This is a genomic window from Lactobacillus johnsonii (genome assembly GCF_013487865.1).
Classification (GTDB): domain Bacteria; phylum Bacillota; class Bacilli; order Lactobacillales; family Lactobacillaceae; genus Lactobacillus; species Lactobacillus johnsonii_A.
On sequence record NZ_CP047409.1, the window covers coordinates 1,630,598 to 1,646,628 of the forward strand.

At 33.6% G+C, this 16,031-nt stretch carries 11 protein-coding genes and 1 tRNA gene; 4 read left to right on the forward strand and 8 right to left on the reverse strand.

The genetic code is table 11. The features are described from left to right. Positions 1 to 65 precede the first annotated feature (65 nt). From GTO82_RS07870 to GTO82_RS07880, 3 genes are all read right to left on the reverse strand, one after another. A tRNA-Thr gene (locus tag GTO82_RS07870) sits at positions 66 to 138 on the reverse strand. A gap of 98 nt (positions 139 to 236) precedes the next feature. Then, a complete protein-coding gene (locus GTO82_RS07875; protein ID WP_180873134.1) occupies positions 237 to 1,094 on the reverse strand; it encodes an aldo/keto reductase in 858 nt (285 codons plus the stop codon). 81 nt (positions 1,095 to 1,175) lie between these two features. Further along, entirely contained in the window at positions 1,176 to 2,507 is a 1,332-nt protein-coding gene (locus GTO82_RS07880; RefSeq protein WP_180873135.1) for an FAD-dependent oxidoreductase, read from the reverse strand. Positions 2,508 to 2,632: 125 nt separating this feature from the next. Between GTO82_RS07880 and GTO82_RS07885 the strand changes: the two genes are divergently transcribed. Then, positions 2,633 to 3,193 (forward strand): TIGR02452 family protein, encoded by a 561-nt coding sequence (locus tag GTO82_RS07885; protein WP_260983148.1) that lies wholly within the window; start codon positions 2,633 to 2,635, stop codon positions 3,191 to 3,193. 273 nt (positions 3,194 to 3,466) lie between these two features. Beyond that, the gene (gene galE, locus GTO82_RS07890) at positions 3,467 to 4,459 is read left to right on the forward strand and encodes a UDP-glucose 4-epimerase GalE (RefSeq protein ID WP_004893395.1); all 993 of its coding nucleotides are present in this window, start codon (positions 3,467 to 3,469) and stop codon (positions 4,457 to 4,459) included. Between the two features lie 42 nt (positions 4,460 to 4,501). On the opposite strand, the gene GTO82_RS07895 is transcribed toward galE, so the two are convergent. The 4 genes from GTO82_RS07895 to GTO82_RS07910 form a co-directional block, all read right to left on the reverse strand. Beyond that, a complete protein-coding gene (locus GTO82_RS07895) occupies positions 4,502 to 6,724 on the reverse strand; it encodes a DEAD/DEAH box helicase (protein WP_180873136.1) in 2,223 nt (740 codons plus the stop codon). A 7-nt stretch (positions 6,725 to 6,731) separates the two neighbouring features. After that, positions 6,732 to 8,066: an ATP-binding protein gene (locus GTO82_RS07900; protein ID WP_180873137.1), complete on the reverse strand. Its 1,335-nt coding sequence runs from the start codon at positions 8,064 to 8,066 to the stop codon at positions 6,732 to 6,734. A 3-nt stretch (positions 8,067 to 8,069) separates the two neighbouring features. Next, positions 8,070 to 9,950, reverse strand: a complete 1,881-nt coding sequence (locus GTO82_RS07905) for a TerB N-terminal domain-containing protein (protein WP_180873138.1) — start codon at positions 9,948 to 9,950, stop codon at positions 8,070 to 8,072. Positions 9,951 to 10,060: 110 nt separating this feature from the next. After that, the gene (locus GTO82_RS07910) at positions 10,061 to 10,768 is read right to left on the reverse strand and encodes a carboxymuconolactone decarboxylase family protein (protein WP_180873139.1); all 708 of its coding nucleotides are present in this window, start codon (positions 10,766 to 10,768) and stop codon (positions 10,061 to 10,063) included. Positions 10,769 to 11,056: 288 nt separating this feature from the next. Here GTO82_RS07910 and GTO82_RS07915 point away from each other — a divergent pair, with 288 nt between their 5' ends. After that, positions 11,057 to 11,482, forward strand: a complete 426-nt coding sequence (locus GTO82_RS07915; protein ID WP_180873140.1) for a hypothetical protein — start codon at positions 11,057 to 11,059, stop codon at positions 11,480 to 11,482. Between the two features lie 190 nt (positions 11,483 to 11,672). Here GTO82_RS07915 and adhE read toward each other — a convergent pair whose 3' ends face one another. Beyond that, positions 11,673 to 14,282 carry a bifunctional acetaldehyde-CoA/alcohol dehydrogenase gene (adhE, locus tag GTO82_RS07920; protein ID WP_180873141.1) on the reverse strand — a complete coding sequence of 870 codons (2,610 nt, stop codon included), beginning with the start codon at positions 14,280 to 14,282 and terminating at the stop codon, positions 11,673 to 11,675. 314 nt (positions 14,283 to 14,596) lie between these two features. On the opposite strand from adhE, the gene GTO82_RS07925 reads away from it, so the two are divergent. After that, a complete protein-coding gene (locus GTO82_RS07925; RefSeq protein WP_180873142.1) occupies positions 14,597 to 15,970 on the forward strand; it encodes an amino acid permease in 1,374 nt (457 codons plus the stop codon). The last annotated feature ends 61 nt before the right edge of the window (positions 15,971 to 16,031 follow it).

Genomic DNA, 16,031 nt, shown 5'->3' on the forward strand with positions numbered 1-16,031 from the left:
AAAAGAGCCTTTCAAATAAAGTTTTCTAAAACTTTATTTGAAAGACTCTTAGTTAATACCCTGAGTGCTGAATGCCAGGATCGAACTGGCGACCTCTTCTTTACGAGGGAAGCGCTCTACCAACTGAGCTAATTCAGCGTTAACACTAGAATTATAACAAAGATTTTCTTCCCCTGTAAAGCATCATAAAAATTTTACAAATAAAAAAGTCGAAGTACCACTACTTCGACTTTTAATTAAAAGTTAGCCGTATCTGGATCAGTAGCTAAGCCGCTAACCCCATGTAAACTATCTAATTTGCTCATCTGCTCATCATTTAATTCAAAATCAAATACATCAATATTGGCTGCAATGTATTTATCGTGAACAGATTTAGGTAAAGGTAAAAATCCATGTTCTAGCGACCAACGAATTAAAACTTGAGCCGGTGATTTTCCGACTTCATTAGCTATTTCGCCAACAACTTCATTTCCTAATAAACCACCAGTGCCTAATGGACTGTATGCTTCACTTAATAATCCTAGCTCTTCATTTACTTTCACTACATCTGATTGTAAATCACTTGGATTAAGCATAATTTGGTTAACGGCTGGTTTTATTTCTGCAGTTTTAAGCAATTCCTCTAGGTGATGCTTTCTAAAATTAGAAACTCCAATAGCTCTAATCTTACCCGCCTTAACTGCTTCTTCCATAGCTCTCCAGCTTTCTGCATTTGCTTCAGCCCAGTGATCTCGAAGAGCCAATGGATTAGGCCAGTGAATTAAATATAAATCTAAATAATCTGTCCCTAAATTTTGCAAACTTCTATCAATTGCAGCTTTTGATTCTTTATAACCGTGATCTGAATTCCAAAGTTTAGTAGTGATAAATAAGTCATGGCGGTTAATGCCACTATTCTTAATTCCCTCTCCTACACTTTCTTCATTTCCATAAGCTGCAGCAGTATCAATATGTCTATATCCACTATTCAATGCTGCTTCAACTACGTGTTTTGCCACATCCCCGTCTGGAGTTTGCCAAGTACCAAAACCAATAATCGGAATTTTGACACCATTATTCAATGTATATGTATCTTCAATTGAATTAAATTTCATATTTTTCCTCGTTTCTTTAATTACTTACATTATAAAAGTAATTTTTGCTTTTTTCATGAAATTTAGCTTTTTACAATTAATTTATTTAAATAAGTCATTAAAAGCTTCAGACATTGTCGGATGAGTATAAATCTGATCTCTTAAAACCGTATAGGATAAATGGGCCTTCATCGCTAAAGAAATCATACTAATCAATTCATATGACTCAATTCCATAAAGTGTAGCCCCTAGAATTTTTTCAGTTTCTGGGTCAACGAGTGCCTTAAATAAACCTCTATAATCTTTTGCAACCTTTGCTTTAGGAATTGCTGTAACGGGCAACTTAAATAACTTGTATTCTTTTCCTAATCTATTTGCTTGCTTCTCATTTAAACCAACTTGAGACAAGGCGGGTGAAATAAATACACTATAAGGAACTACCTTTCGGTCACTAACCATGCGAGCACCCGTACCAAACAGTTGATCTTTAATAATTCTAAAATCATCTAAAGAAATATAGGTAAATTGAAGACCACCTTTAACATCTCCGATTGCCCACACATTCTCCACAGTAGTTCTTAGAAAATCATCTACTTTTATAGCGCCACGATCAGTTGTTTCAATCGCGGTATTTTCTAAACCTAAGTTTTCAGTATTTGGTTTACGACCAGTTGCTACCAAAATTCGGTCTGCATTAATCATCTTTCTTTTTCCATTTATTTGATAGGTAATTTTTGCATCACTTGTTTCATCAGTAATTTTTTCAATATCAGCACCAAGTTCAAACTTAATACCAGCATCTTCCATATCTTTTCTTACTGCATTACTAATATCCTCATCTTCACGAGCTAAAAATTCCTTATTATGATCAAGCACTGTAACTTTACTACCATATTTTGCAAACATGCTAGCAAATTCCAAGCCAATATATCCCGCTCCAATAATTGTTAAATTCTTTGGCCTCTTCTTTTCATCCATGGCTTGAGTTGAATCAAGGATATACTTGCTTTCTTTTAAGCCCGGGATTGGTAACATCACTGGAACTGCACCAGTATTAATGAAAATACGGTCTCCTTTATACTGAACCTTTTTACCATTAGAAAGTTTTACTTCAATTTCATGATCAGCAATAAAATGCGCTTCTCCATCTAATACAGTTACAGTCTTTTCGTCTGCAAGCATATGATAGTTTTTCTCCCGCAATTGTGCAGTCATTTCATTTTTACCGTTTACCGCATCCACATAAGAAACGCCGTTAGCTGCTTCAATAATTAATCTTTTTGAAGGTAGGCAGGCAATGTTAATACAAGTACCTCCATACATCTTATTAGATTTTTCAATTACTAATACTTCTTCTCCCTTTTGTGCTAGAAACTTAGCTAAGGTTTTCCCACCTTTTCCAAAGCCGATAATTATGTTTTTAATTGTCTCCATATCATTTTCCTCTTACTTTTTACAAGTTTATTCTTTTAACTATTATTTTATACATAAAATATTAATTTGCATCTTTTATGCTTATAATTTTTTATATAAAATCATTTTATTTAATAGGTAAAAAAATGGGAATTGTAGAACAACATGTACGAATGGCAAAAAAGCATAATGAAATAATAGGGAAAAAATATAAGGCTGAGATAAAGTGTAGTGCCATGCAAAGTAAAATATTTACCAATGCCTCAGAAGTGAAATATACAGGAAATAATTATCCTATTTTAAGTTTTAAAAATATAGATTCAGCACATGCGGGAATATCTCTAAAAGAAAAAGATCCTAATCTAAAAGTAGCTATTCTTAATTTTGCAAATTACACCATACCAGGAGGAGGCTACTTACACGGAGCACTAGCTCAAGAAGAAGTTTTATGTCATCAATCAGATCTTTATCAAGTTCTAATCAAATTTTCTCAATACTATAGCTGGAATCAAATTAATCTCAATCAAAACTTATATGAACATCGTGCTATTTATACTCCTAATATTGTATTTACAAATTTAGACGGAAGTTTTGTTAATACACTAGACGTTATCACTTGTGCTGCTCCTTGTTATACTATCGCCAAACATAATAACATTTCTTATGAAAAAGCTTGTATAGTACTAAAAAAAGAATGGAATTTGTAAAAAACATCGCTGAATATGAAAGAATAGATAAATTAATTTTAGGGGCCTGGGGAGCTGGGGAGCTGGGGCGTTTGGCTTTCGTGGAATTGAAGTTGCTAAGATGTGGCATGATGTATGGCGCACTCCCTCACCGATTAAAGAAATACAATTTGCAGTAATAGATCATTTAGGATTTCAAAATGCACAAATTTTCAAATCAGAATTTTCAAACTAAGCTATTATGATAAAATTAACTTGATTCGGTTATTATTTATTTAAAAAGGAGTAACGTTAATGCGAGTATTAGTTATCGGCGGAGCTGGTTACATTGGCTCTCACGCTGTTAGAAAATTAATTGAAGAAGGAAACGATGTTGTTGTCCTTGATTCTCTCTACACTGGTCACAGAAAAGCTGTCGACAAGAGAGCTAAATTCTATCAAGGTGACATTGAAGATACTAATTTAGTAAGCAAAATCTTACGTGATGAAAATATTGACGCAGTAATGCACTTTGCTGCTTACTCATTAGTTGGTGAATCAGTTAAGAAACCTTTGAAATACTACGATAATAATGTTTCTGGGATGATTTCACTACTTCAAGCTATGGAAGATGCTAAAGTTAAATATTTAGTCTTCTCTTCTAGTGCTGCTACTTACGGTATTCCTGAAAAATTACCAATTACTGAAGACACTCCATTAAATCCAATTAACCCATATGGTGAAACTAAGATGATGATGGAAAAGATTATGCACTGGGCTGACAAGGCTAATGGTATTAAGTCAATCGCTCTTCGTTACTTCAATGTAGCTGGTGCTTCAAGTGATGGTTCAATCGGTGAAGATCACGGACCTGAAACTCACTTGATTCCTAACATTTTAAAGAGTGCTATTGCGGGCGACGGTAACTTCACTATTTTTGGGGATGACTATAACACTAAAGATGGTACTAACGTCCGTGACTACGTTCAAGTTGAAGACCTAATTGATGCTCATATCTTAGCTCTTAAGCACGTGATGGACACTAATAAATCTGATGTCTTTAACTTAGGTACTGCCCAAGGATACTCTAACTTAGAAATTCTTGAAGCTGCTAAGAAAGTTACTGGTATCGACATTCCTTACACTATTGGTGCAAGAAGAGGCGGAGACCCTGATTCCTTAGTTGCTGACTCAAGCAAAGCTCGTAAAGTTTTAGGTTGGAAGCCAAAACATGAAGATGTTGATGACGTAATTGCCACTGCTTGGAACTGGCACAAGAGTCACCCAAAGGGTTACGAAGATAAATAAATCAAAAAAATCCATTCAATCATCACGACTGAATGGATTTTTTTATTGCAATTGATTAACGCATTTTCTCATTTCTTCAATATCTAAAATACTATGAGCAAATTCTTTTCTCACTAATTCATCGGGCAGATATTCATCATATTTATCAAATACCGGTACTTCATTTGGATACACTAGCTCTAATGGGTCAAAATCTTTATTAGCTTCTTCTACTAAAATTTCTAAAAATTCTTCCTTACTTACATCCATTGCAAATTGCATAAAATACGGACGACTAGAATTAAAGCCGCGCAAGCCAATTCGCTTAGCACACTTCATTTTGATTAATCTTTCTAAAGCTAAGAATGCATATGTTCCTGTCCACGGAAAGAGACACCACATTTTTCCACCTAAGTTAATTAAGTTACTTTCTAGCATACCCGAAGTTTTAGCAGTATCACGCACTTCTTTAAGACGCGCAATAGCATGCTTCATTAGATAGGGGTATTGCTTTTGCTCGGTTAAAATTTTATTCATTCTTTGTAAAATCTTAGGCTGAATATCGCCTGCAACATCCCCAAAATATGCCGGAATACGTCCTTTAACAGGATGGCAATAGACTTGATGTCGTTTACGATCTACATCCTCTACTACCCAAACACGACCCGCTATCGCTATTTTATCCCCAACCGGCGGTGGTTTAACAATAGTTCCCAGCTCTTCTGATTCTGACTTAACAGAATATTCTTCATTTTCTTGAAAAACAGCATAAAACTTAAAATTATTAACTATGCGTTCACCACTTAGACCTACAATTAAACCACCATTTTCAGTTTGCTGAATATGATCTTCTTTAATTAGATGTCTAAGTAATACTCGATAATCATCTTGACTAACATTCCGAAAATAATGCAGTGTCAATACTCGCGACGCTAGCTCTGCAGGCGTCATTTCACCATTCGAAGCTAAAGTAGACATGGTCTGATGGTAGAGCAAACTATATGGTAAGCGATTTGGTTCAGGAGGTTCTACCCATCTTTCTTCTAGATACAGTTGAACCAAAGCAATTCCTTGTAATAAAGACCATGGAATAATCTCAGGAAGCATCGCACGGGACTCAGGATGTGATTCGCGCATTACAAACCACATTTCCGAAGGATTGCTTCTACGTCCTGTTCTCCCCATCCTTTGTAAAAAGCCAGATACAGTAAATGGCGCATCAATCTGAAAAGCACGCTCTAATTTTCCAATATCGATACCTAATTCAAGTGTGGCGGTAGCACAAGTAGTCATCAAAGAATCTTCATCTTTCATTTTTGCTTCAGCAGTTTGCCGATAAGCAGCAGATAGATTACCATGATGAATTAAAAAACGATCTGGTTCATGTTTTACTTCACAGTATTGTCTTAATATCTGACAAACTGCTTCACATTCTTCCCGGCTATTAGTAAAGACTAAGCATTTTTTGCCGCGTGTATGTTCAAAAATATAAGCCATTGATGGATCAGCTGTGTTTGGAGCGTGATCACTTTTCTCATCTAAAACTGGTTGAGCAGGATCAAAATCATTGCTATCAGCCTGTGGGCCATTATCGTAAAAGTGTTCCATTGATAGCCGCCAAACTTGTCCACTTCCTTCTACTTTAGGAACAGTAGTTTTACGTTTAGAACCAGCCCCTAAAAATTCAGCCGCAGATTTTGTATCACCAATTGTTGCAGAAAGTCCAATACGACGAGGATCAACACCGGCCATTTTAGATAATCTCTCGATTAAACAAAAAGTTTGTCCTCCACGGTCAGATCTTAAAAAAGAATGCAATTCATCAATTACAATATATCTCAGATCATGAAACAAATTAGGAATATCCATATGTTTATTAATCATCAATGACTCTAAAGATTCCGGTGTGATTTGTAAAATACCAGAGGGAAGTTTAAGTAATTTTCTTTTTTGTGTCTGAGTCACTTCGCCATGCCAACGCCATACAGGAATATCAACATCCTGACAAAGTTCATTTAACCGTTCATATTGATCATTAATTAGTGCTTTTAGTGGAGAAATATACAATACACCTACTGATTGAGGAGGATTTTCATAGAGATCAGTTAAAATTGGAAAAAATGCTGCTTCAGTTTTACCAGAAGCAGTCGACGCAGCTAGCAAGACATTATCTTGACTATTAAAAATAGTTTCTGCTGCTCCAACTTGAATTGAACGGAGATTTTTCCATCCATGTTCATAAATATAATCTTGAATAAAGGGAGCAAAACGTGTAAAAATATCCATTTTTCACTTAAATTCTAAACTCAGCAAAATCATCAGACTTTTCATTAGAAACTGCCTCTGATTCGGCATAAGAAAACTTATCCGAATTAAGTAGTTTTTCAACATCAGTCTCTGGATTTTGCCAAACAATGTCTAATAATTCAATAAAATCACGAATAATCTCACGTGGCGTAATATTTGTTGATGCTCCCACACGTGAATATTCAATTTTTATGAACTTTTGTAAATCATCCTCTGTAATTGTTTTTTCATATCCATACAGATTAGCATGCATCTCTGCAAGTTTTTCAGTTAAAACAAGCATTTCTTCTAGGGTAAGAGGTTCAAGCTTAATAACAGGTGCATACATATCTCGATTGCCGGCTTCAGAAAATTTTCCACTAGCAAGACGTGAGCGCAATGCTTCATATGAATATACTCCGCGTCTCTTATCTTCAATTGCCTGCGGAGTTCCACCCATAATAATTCCAAGATACTTCGACTTTCCTTGTAAGGCATCATTGTACATTGTTAATATCTTTTCATAGTTATATTGGCGGCTAATACTATTTGGAATCTTATAAATATTGACCAATTCATCAATCATAATCATCAAGCCCGCATATCCAGCTTGTCTAAAAAACGATGCAAATAATTTCAAGTACTCATACCAATCATCATCAGATATTACAATATCGACTCCTAATTCTTTCTTAGCCTGTGTTTTATTGGCATATTCACCTCTAAACCACTTAACAACTTTTGCTTTTGTTTTCTCATCATCCTTGATATAGGCTTGATAATACATTTCAAGTAACTTTGCAAAGTCAAACCCGTGCACTAATTCAGAAAGATTAGAAATTACTGCATAAATTTTCTTATTGACTGCGTCTTCAAAGGCAGGAGTATCATCATTTAATCCTGTATCTGATCTAACTTGCATTTGAACCGAATTAATCCAGCGATCCAAAATTAAGGTTAGTGCTCCACCTTCAGGTCTAGTTTTGGTGGAAAGGTTTTGAATTAGTTCTCGATAAGTTGCTAATCCTTGCCCTTTTCCACCCTGTAGCCGTCTTTCCGGCGATAAATCAGCATCAACCACAACAAAATTTTTATCCATTACATAATTTCTAATAGTTTGAAGTAAGAAACTCTTTCCCGAGCCATACCGACCTACTATAAATCTAAAAGAAGCTCCTCCGTCTTTGATTAGCTCTACATCATGTAACAAAGCTTCAACTTCGGCTTTTCTCCCAACAGTAATGTATGGTAATCCGATTCTAGGTACTACCCCACCTTTTAAAGAATTTAAAATAGTTTGAGCTATTCTTTTAGGCACTTTTCTATTTTTATTAATAGCCATACTTTAGTTTGTTCCTTTCAAAAACATATCCTCTAGATCTTCTTGGTAATCTTCAATTACTGTAGGTATATCATTTATAAACTCAATGACATTATCACCAAATTCATCAAAAAGTTTTTCATTTATATTATCAATTATAACGGCAGCCATTAAATGCTGTCCTTTAAGATATTTGTTTAGATCTTTTCCTTTTAAAAGCAAAGTTATGGTGGTCGTCTCTTCTGAGCTTAACCCGTAGTTTTCTTGCTCATCATCTACAACAGCTTCTTCAATTTGCTTATTTTCTTCTTGCTCAGCTTGAAGTTCTTCTTCAGTTAATAAACTGTCTCGAGTCCCCGCTGCATCCGCTCGAATTGTTGATAACTGGGACAGGTTAAATTCAATTTTAGGCTGTTTTAATTTTTGTTCCTCTATTTGATATTCTTTAATCCCATCCCTAATAGCTTTAAGATAATGCTTTTCTATTTTTCGAGGTTTTAAATTTCGTCCCAAATTAAAACATAATCTTATTTTGCGATCTACTTCATGCAAAAAATTACCCATAATACTTTTTTGACCAGTCAATCCCCAGTAAGACTCACAATACCATGTATTCTTTTCTTCATCATAAAAATATTTTCTAATTTGATCAATTTCATAGCTAGTTGTCTTTGGCTCTAGCTGATGATTAAATACAGCAGCTGAAAATAGTTGAACTGTCATCTGATTCTTATAAGCAATATAACTAGTAAAAAAATCAAATCCATCATTCCGTAAATCTAAAATTTTGTGCCAAATTAGGACTAAAAGATGTTCAAATTTTTCTATATTCTTTTTATACAAGGGGCAATTGCTAATCTTATAATTAGATAACTTCATTAAGTTTTCTGCAACTTCGTGGTTAGAAAATTGATCTGGTGATAACAGCCGTTCATACTTTTTATCATTATCTTTTTCTTTAACAAAAAACGTATCATTTGCTTTATTTATATTGTAAAAAACAATATAATCGCGAATCCATCTTTCAAGATAAGCACCCATTTCCGGTGAAAATTTTTGAGCATAATTTTTATTAAAAGTAATTAACTTATCTAATCCTTCTTCTGGATCCTTAATTCCAATTCCATTTAGTAATTCATACAAATAAATGTAAGCATAGGAATCTGAAATTTTTTCATAGATATTTTGTCTAATTTTCGTACGCCAAGTAAAATACGTCCGTGCCTGCCCCACTGTTAAGTCATGATAAGTTGGATAATATCGTAAGAAAGATTGTTTTCCTTTATAGTGCTCTTCGTATGAAGCCATTAATTTACCCTGTAAATAAAAATTTTGTTCTCTACGAATAGATCCAGGTAAAGAATATTGATAGGACTCAATCATCTTTTTTATTTCTTTAGGAACAAGCTGGGTATCTTCAAAATTTAAATTGATTTTTTCTTCCGTAGAATCTGTTTCTTTTCTAAGGATATTAGATGACCTTTTCCAGTTTTTAAAGTTTAATTTCTGCTCATGATAGACACTTTCTTCATCATTTTGAATAGTATCAGGAATATAAATTAATTTTTCAGGATTAGGTCGTTTATTGGACATGAGAGCAATTTTAAAAGCATATTCCAATGCTTTTTTTATTTTTTGATTACTTAACCCTAAACTAACTTCAACCCACTTAGCTTCTTTTATTAATGATGAAGCTGAAAAGCCAGGTAAGTCTTTAATTGTTGCTGCAAAATCTCCAACATTAATGTTTAAACTTTTATTTTTAGGATCTAAATTTAAAAGAGCGAACCAATTTTTAGTAATCGGTGAACTAAAAACTACCAAATTAGGATTGTCATTAACTTCACTAATACTATTTTTTCCAAAATGTCTTATAGCATAACTTAATAATTCATCGGTATTCATGGCTCTAGCTCCTTTCGAACATATATTCTACTATATTTTTATTTATCTAGCCATGAAGGTACAACAAAAAACGCTGAAACCATAATGATTTCAGCGCCATTAAATACTCACTATTTTACTTGATTAATAACATTAATTGCATTTAAGCTACGAGGATAGCCAATAAATGGAATATTTGCTAAAACAACCTTGGTTAAAAATTGTTGATCATTTCCTAGACCTACATTAGCCTTGGCGTGGGCCAACAATTGTGGTTCACACCCTCCTTGAGCGGCCAAATAACAGAAAGTTATCATTTCTCTCTCTTTATCGTCTAGGCTTTTTCTTGTGTAATAATCTCCAAAACAATTATCTACTAACCACTTATTGATAACACCCTTTTTAGCAAAATCTTTCATTTGTGATCCAAATAATCTAATTTGAGTCTCTTCACCTTTTTCAAGACGATTTTTCATAGTAGTGGTAGCTTGACTAGGTAAGGGTAATTTAACACCACGATCGAGCAAGATTTGATTTGTTGCTTCAAAAAATGGCATTACACGTCCTAATCCTAAATAATCAACCGCTTGATAAACTACTTCTTTCGCTTCAATTGGACTTACTCCGTCATCTAGAGCAACCGGAAGCATTAAGCGATATTCTTCTAAACCTTGCATCCCTAGCAAATAAGCTAAATTAGATAATAATTTTGTTTTATTTGGTAGGTCTACATCATCTTGGACTTCCTCAAACGCAAAATGACTAATTCTTTCCCAAGCTTCAGGATCATTTGCTTTTAAAACTTTTTCATGGATGTTTTTTGCATCTTCTCTAAGCATTATTTCACTCTTCTTTCTTATAACTTATTATAAAAGCTAACATTTCTATTTAAAACTGCTTTATATGCATGCAAAAATATACTATTAAAGCATAGATTTATAAATAACATCATAGTAACTAATGTTATTATTTTATCTAATATATCTATATATATTTATGAAAGTATTAGTTATTTTAAACCTATACGCTTATTTTATAAAATAACATCTTTTTCTTGAATCTATAACTATTAGATTCTATAGTAAAGATGATTAAGTTAATAGAATGATTTTAGGAGGTATATTGTTATGACAGATTATGCAAAAAGAGAAATGAAAGCATTAGACAGAATTGCTAAGAAGATTTCAGATGCAGAAGGTCACTTAACAAAGATTGAGGATAGTATTGATGATAAGAAACATCGCACCGCTCAACATGAAACAATTAAGGATATTAAGTCAATTCTTAAGCACGCAATAAAAGTCGACAAAGACGAAGATAAGATCGAAGAATTCAAAGGCGAAGGTCCTAAGGATTCAACAGAAAACCACTACGTCTATGAAGAAGAAGAAGAACCTGTTATCAACGATTTGAAGAAGGACTTCGCAGAATTGGATGACAAACTTGCTAAGTTAAATGACTTCAACGGTGGAGATATTGATGCTTTCAGAACTGAACACCACTATCTTGAAAAGGCTCAAGACATCTTGAAGAAAGCTAGCAAATTAAATTAGTCTAATTTATAGTAATAGTTTTATAGTTTAATTTACATACATACAGAAAAAGAATGATATATTCTTTACACTTTTTGGTAAAGAATTATCATTCTTTTTGTTTTTGATCAAAATAAAAAGGAGAAGCAATAGATTGCTTCCCTTTTTACGTGCGAATTCATATTAATATTTTAAGAGATATACGAAAAAATTAAGCTTCAATCCCCTTTCCAGTGTAGGTTTCTTTCATTAGATTCTTAATTTCACTAATCAATAAAGCAGAAGGATTTGTTACAACGTTTTGGTCGCCATAAGCTTCAACAGCCATGTTTTCTACCTTATTATTAAAGTCAGCCTCACTAATTCCATTAGCTTTAAGGCTTAACTTCATCCCAACAGCATGTCCTAATTCAACAACTTTCTTGATTAAAGCATCAATTAGTTCTTGGTCGCTATTTCCTTTTAGTCCCAGACTACGTGCAATTTCTGCATAATCTTTATCAGCTCTAAAAGTTGAATAATGTGGGCGCATTGCAAGCTTTCTAGGCTTTTTAGAATTGAATCTAATCACATATGGCATTGCAATAGCATCACTTAAGCCACTTGGAATACCAAACTCAGATGATTCTGTATGAGCAATTGCATGTCCTACACCTAAGAATGCATTTGCATATGCCATACCAGCTAAAGTAGCTGCATTATGCATTCTGCTTCTAGCATTTTGATCACCATTATATGATTTTTCTAAGTTTTCAAAAATCAACTTGATAGCTTCCATCGACCAGCCACGAGTAAAATCAGTAGCCATAGTCGAAACATAACTTTCTACTGCATGAGCTAATGCTTCAAAACCAGAGCGAGCAATCAATTCCTTTGGCATAGTTTCTACAAATTGATCGTCAACAATGGCAACATCAGGATTTAAAGAATAATCACAAAGAGTGTGTTTAATTCCGGTCTTTGCATCTTTAATAATTGAAAATGGTGATACTTCTGAACCAGTTCCTGAAGTAGTTGGAATACATACTAATTGGATAGCATTATATTTTGGAAATCTTACCGTTCTTTTTCTAATATCTAAAAATTTTGAATAAGCATCTTCAAAACTCATATCTGGATTTTCGTAAAATAATCGCATTGCCTTAGCAGCAGCCATTACAGATCCACCACCAATAGCAATCACGACATCCGGTTTAAAGATATTCATCCGGTGAACACCGTCAGCAATTATATCAGTATCAGGATCCTTAGTTACTGCTTGAAAGACTTCATAGCTCTTTTTACCACGACGTTGACTAATAATATCAGTAATTTCATTAATGTACTTGCTTGCTACACCTTCATCAGTCACGATGAAAAATCTTTCAACATCAGGCATATGCTTTAAATAATTTGCTGCATTATGTTCAAAATATGTCTTCTTTGGAACCTTGATCCATTGCATATTATCACGACGTTTTGCAACTGTCTTAATGTTAAGCAAGTCTCTAGCACCAATATTATGTGAAAAAGTATTAGCACCATATGAACCGGTCCCTAAAGTAAGGGAAGGAAGCATATTGTTGTACAAGTCACCAACGCCACCAACTGAAGCTGGAGAGTTAACCAAAATACGGCATGCATCCATTTTCATTGAAAACTCATCAATTACTTTTTCATCTTGAGAATGAACCCCCGCAGTATGGCCGCGCCCACCATAATTTAGAAGGTCGGTACAAATCTTATAGGCATCTTCATGACCCTTAGCTTTATACATGGTAAATACAGGAGAAAGCTTTTCAGCAGATAAAGGATACTTTTTACCCACACCCTTGTATTCGGCAATAATTACCTTAGTATCTTCTGGTACATCTACTCCACATAATTTTGCAATTTGATAAGCCGAACGACCAGCAACTGGACCAGCAACAGTTCCTCTCTTAGGATCAATGAATTTTTCTTCGAATTTCTTAATTTCATCTGGTTTTAAGAAATAACAATTCCAAGACTTAAATTCATCTTTTACGTCGTTATAGATATCCTCATCAACTACTACAGAATTTTCGGAGGAACAAATCATACCATTATCAAAAGTCTTAGAGAGGACAATATCATAGACGGATTCTGGAATATTGGCGGTCTTTTCAATATATGAAGGACCATTACCTGGACCAACACCGATTGCAGGTTTACCAGATGAATAAGCTGCCTTAACCATTCCAGGACCACCAGTAGCTAAAATAGTTTGAACATTTGGATGATTCATTAAAGTACTTGTTGCTTCAAGACTTGGATATTCGATCCATTGAATAGCATATTTAGGAGCACCAGCTTTAATTGCTGCTTCTCGAATAATTTCACCAGTTTTTACACAACTCTTTTGTGCTTGTGGGTGGAAACCAAAAATAATAGCATTTCTAGTTTTTAAAGCAAGCATAGCTTTAAAGATTACAGTTGAGGTTGGGTTAGTAACGGGAGTTACTCCAGCAATTACGCCTTTAGGTTCTGCAATTTTAATTAATTGTTTTTCTTTATCTTCTTCGATAACGCCAACAGTTTTTTCATGACGAAGACTATTCCAAATGTTTTCACTGGCAAACATATTTTTAATAGTCTTATCTTCTACTACTCCACGACCAGTTTCTTCAACAGCCATTTTTGCAAGTAAATAACTATTCTGTTCCCCTGCACTTGCGATAGCTTCACAAATTTTATCAACTTGTTCTTGATCAAAATTGGCCATCTCATCTAAAGCAACATGGGCTTTTTCTACATAGCCATCAATCATTTTATTTACATCAATTGCTTTTTCTTCTTTTGTCGCCTTTTTATCTTGCACCATTTAATTGGGCCTCCTACTCGGAAATCTAGGCATATTTTTTTGAACAATGACAGTATAGTCCTTATATCTAACACTTGTAAATGACTTTGTGCATCTTTTTACAAATTCACAATATGATAAAAAGTAAGAAATAACTGTTTTCAATAATGTTATCGGTTACATTTTTTATAATATTGAAAAATATTTCACAAAATTATCAAGTAATTTTTTTATTCATAATCTTATAAAAAATCTTAAAAACTATACGTTTTATCAGTTATCATAGATTTTTATGTTAAAATTTTAATAAACTATGAAAGGAGTTTTATATTTTAATGTCAAAAAATAGCTCAGAATCATCTGAGGTTAAAACTATGAAACGGAGTTTGACAAATGCCCATATTCAACTAATTGCATTAGGGGGAACAATTGGAACAGGACTATTTCTAGGAGTTGGAAATAGTATTGAACTAGCTGGTCCTGCAGTAATTTTTATCTATTGCTTAGTTGGATTCTTTCTTTTTCTGTTAATGAGAGCACTCGGAGAACTGATACTTTCAGATATTAAGAAAAATACCTATATTGATTTTATTTCAGAATACTTAGGAAAAAGTATTGGAACAACAACAGGATATTTATATTGGTTCAGTTGGTTAACTCTCGCTATGGCAGAAATTACCGCCTTAGGGATTTATTTTCAATATTGGTGGCCCAACCTGCAAAGTTGGATTCCCGGATTAATTACTTTATTAGTACTATTAGCTATTAATCTAATTTCAGCACGGGTATTTGGAAACTTAGAGTTTAGTTTTGCAATTATTAAAATTGTAACAATTATTGCATTTGTTATTCTGGTCTTCTACCTATTAATTACAAATTCTTCAACAAAGTATGGGCATGTTAGCTGGAATAACATTATGATTGATGGTGGTATTTTCGCCAAAGGTCCGAAAGGCTTTTTATTAGGTTTTCAAATGGTAATCTTTAGTTTCATCGGTGTTGAGTTAATTGGTTTAACTGCTGCTGAAGCAAAAGAACCAAAGAAAACTATTACACGTGCTATTGACCAACTGCCTGTTCGAATTATTTTATTTTATGTGCTTGCAATTCTAAGTATCTTATTAGCAATTCCTTGGACAAAGGTTTCAACTTCAAGTTCACCATTCGTCCAAGCATTAGGTGCAACAGGAATAAAAAATGCAGGTTCAATAATTAACTTTGTTGTTATAAGTGCAGCCATTTCATCAACTAATAGCTTTATCTATAGTGCGGGCCGTTTATTATTTTCAATAAATTACAATGGTAAAAACAAAATCAGTAAGCATTTAGGTAAGTTGGATCATCGACAATTACCTAAAAATGCTTTAGTATTCTCAACAGTTTTAATTGCATTAGCACCTCTTTTAAATCTCTTTTTAAAGGATGCTTTTACCTTTATTTCTGCCACTGCAACGAGTATGTTTTTATTAATTTGGTCAATTATGATCGTGACTCATATGACTTACCGTAAAAAGACACCAAAGAATGAACTTCCAACATTTAGAATGCCGTTATATCCAATATCAGATATAGCAGTACTAATATTTTTTATAGCAATGATTATTGTGTTACTAATATTTCCAAATTATCGAATTCCAATGATAAGTGCAGGAATAATTTTTACAGTTTTAGTATGTCTAACTCACTTTATACAGAAAAAAAGTAATTAATATTAAATCCTCTAGTTAAGAAAACTAGAGGATTTTTTCATGAAAAATAATAACTATACAA

Bases quoted from the DNA above. Each gene is read 5' to 3' on its own strand.
- GTO82_RS07875 (WP_180873134.1), bottom strand. From the start codon at position 1,094: ATGAAATTTAATTCAATTGAAGATACATATACATTGAATAATGGTGTC.
- GTO82_RS07880 (WP_180873135.1), bottom strand. From the start codon at position 2,507: ATGGAGACAATTAAAAACATAATTATCGGCTTTGGAAAAGGTGGGAAA.
- GTO82_RS07885 (WP_260983148.1), top strand. From the start codon at position 2,633: ATGGGAATTGTAGAACAACATGTACGAATGGCAAAAAAGCATAATGAA.
- galE (WP_004893395.1), top strand. From the start codon at position 3,467: ATGCGAGTATTAGTTATCGGCGGAGCTGGTTACATTGGCTCTCACGCT.
- GTO82_RS07895 (WP_180873136.1), bottom strand. From the start codon at position 6,724: ATGGATATTTTTACACGTTTTGCTCCCTTTATTCAAGATTATATTTAT.
- GTO82_RS07900 (WP_180873137.1), bottom strand. From the start codon at position 8,066: ATGGCTATTAATAAAAATAGAAAAGTGCCTAAAAGAATAGCTCAAACT.
- GTO82_RS07905 (WP_180873138.1), bottom strand. From the start codon at position 9,950: ATGAATACCGATGAATTATTAAGTTATGCTATAAGACATTTTGGAAAA.
- GTO82_RS07910 (WP_180873139.1), bottom strand. From the start codon at position 10,768: ATGCTTAGAGAAGATGCAAAAAACATCCATGAAAAAGTTTTAAAAGCA.
- GTO82_RS07915 (WP_180873140.1), top strand. From the start codon at position 11,057: ATGACAGATTATGCAAAAAGAGAAATGAAAGCATTAGACAGAATTGCT.
- adhE (WP_180873141.1), bottom strand. From the start codon at position 14,282: ATGGTGCAAGATAAAAAGGCGACAAAAGAAGAAAAAGCAATTGATGTA.
- GTO82_RS07925 (WP_180873142.1), top strand. From the start codon at position 14,597: ATGTCAAAAAATAGCTCAGAATCATCTGAGGTTAAAACTATGAAACGG.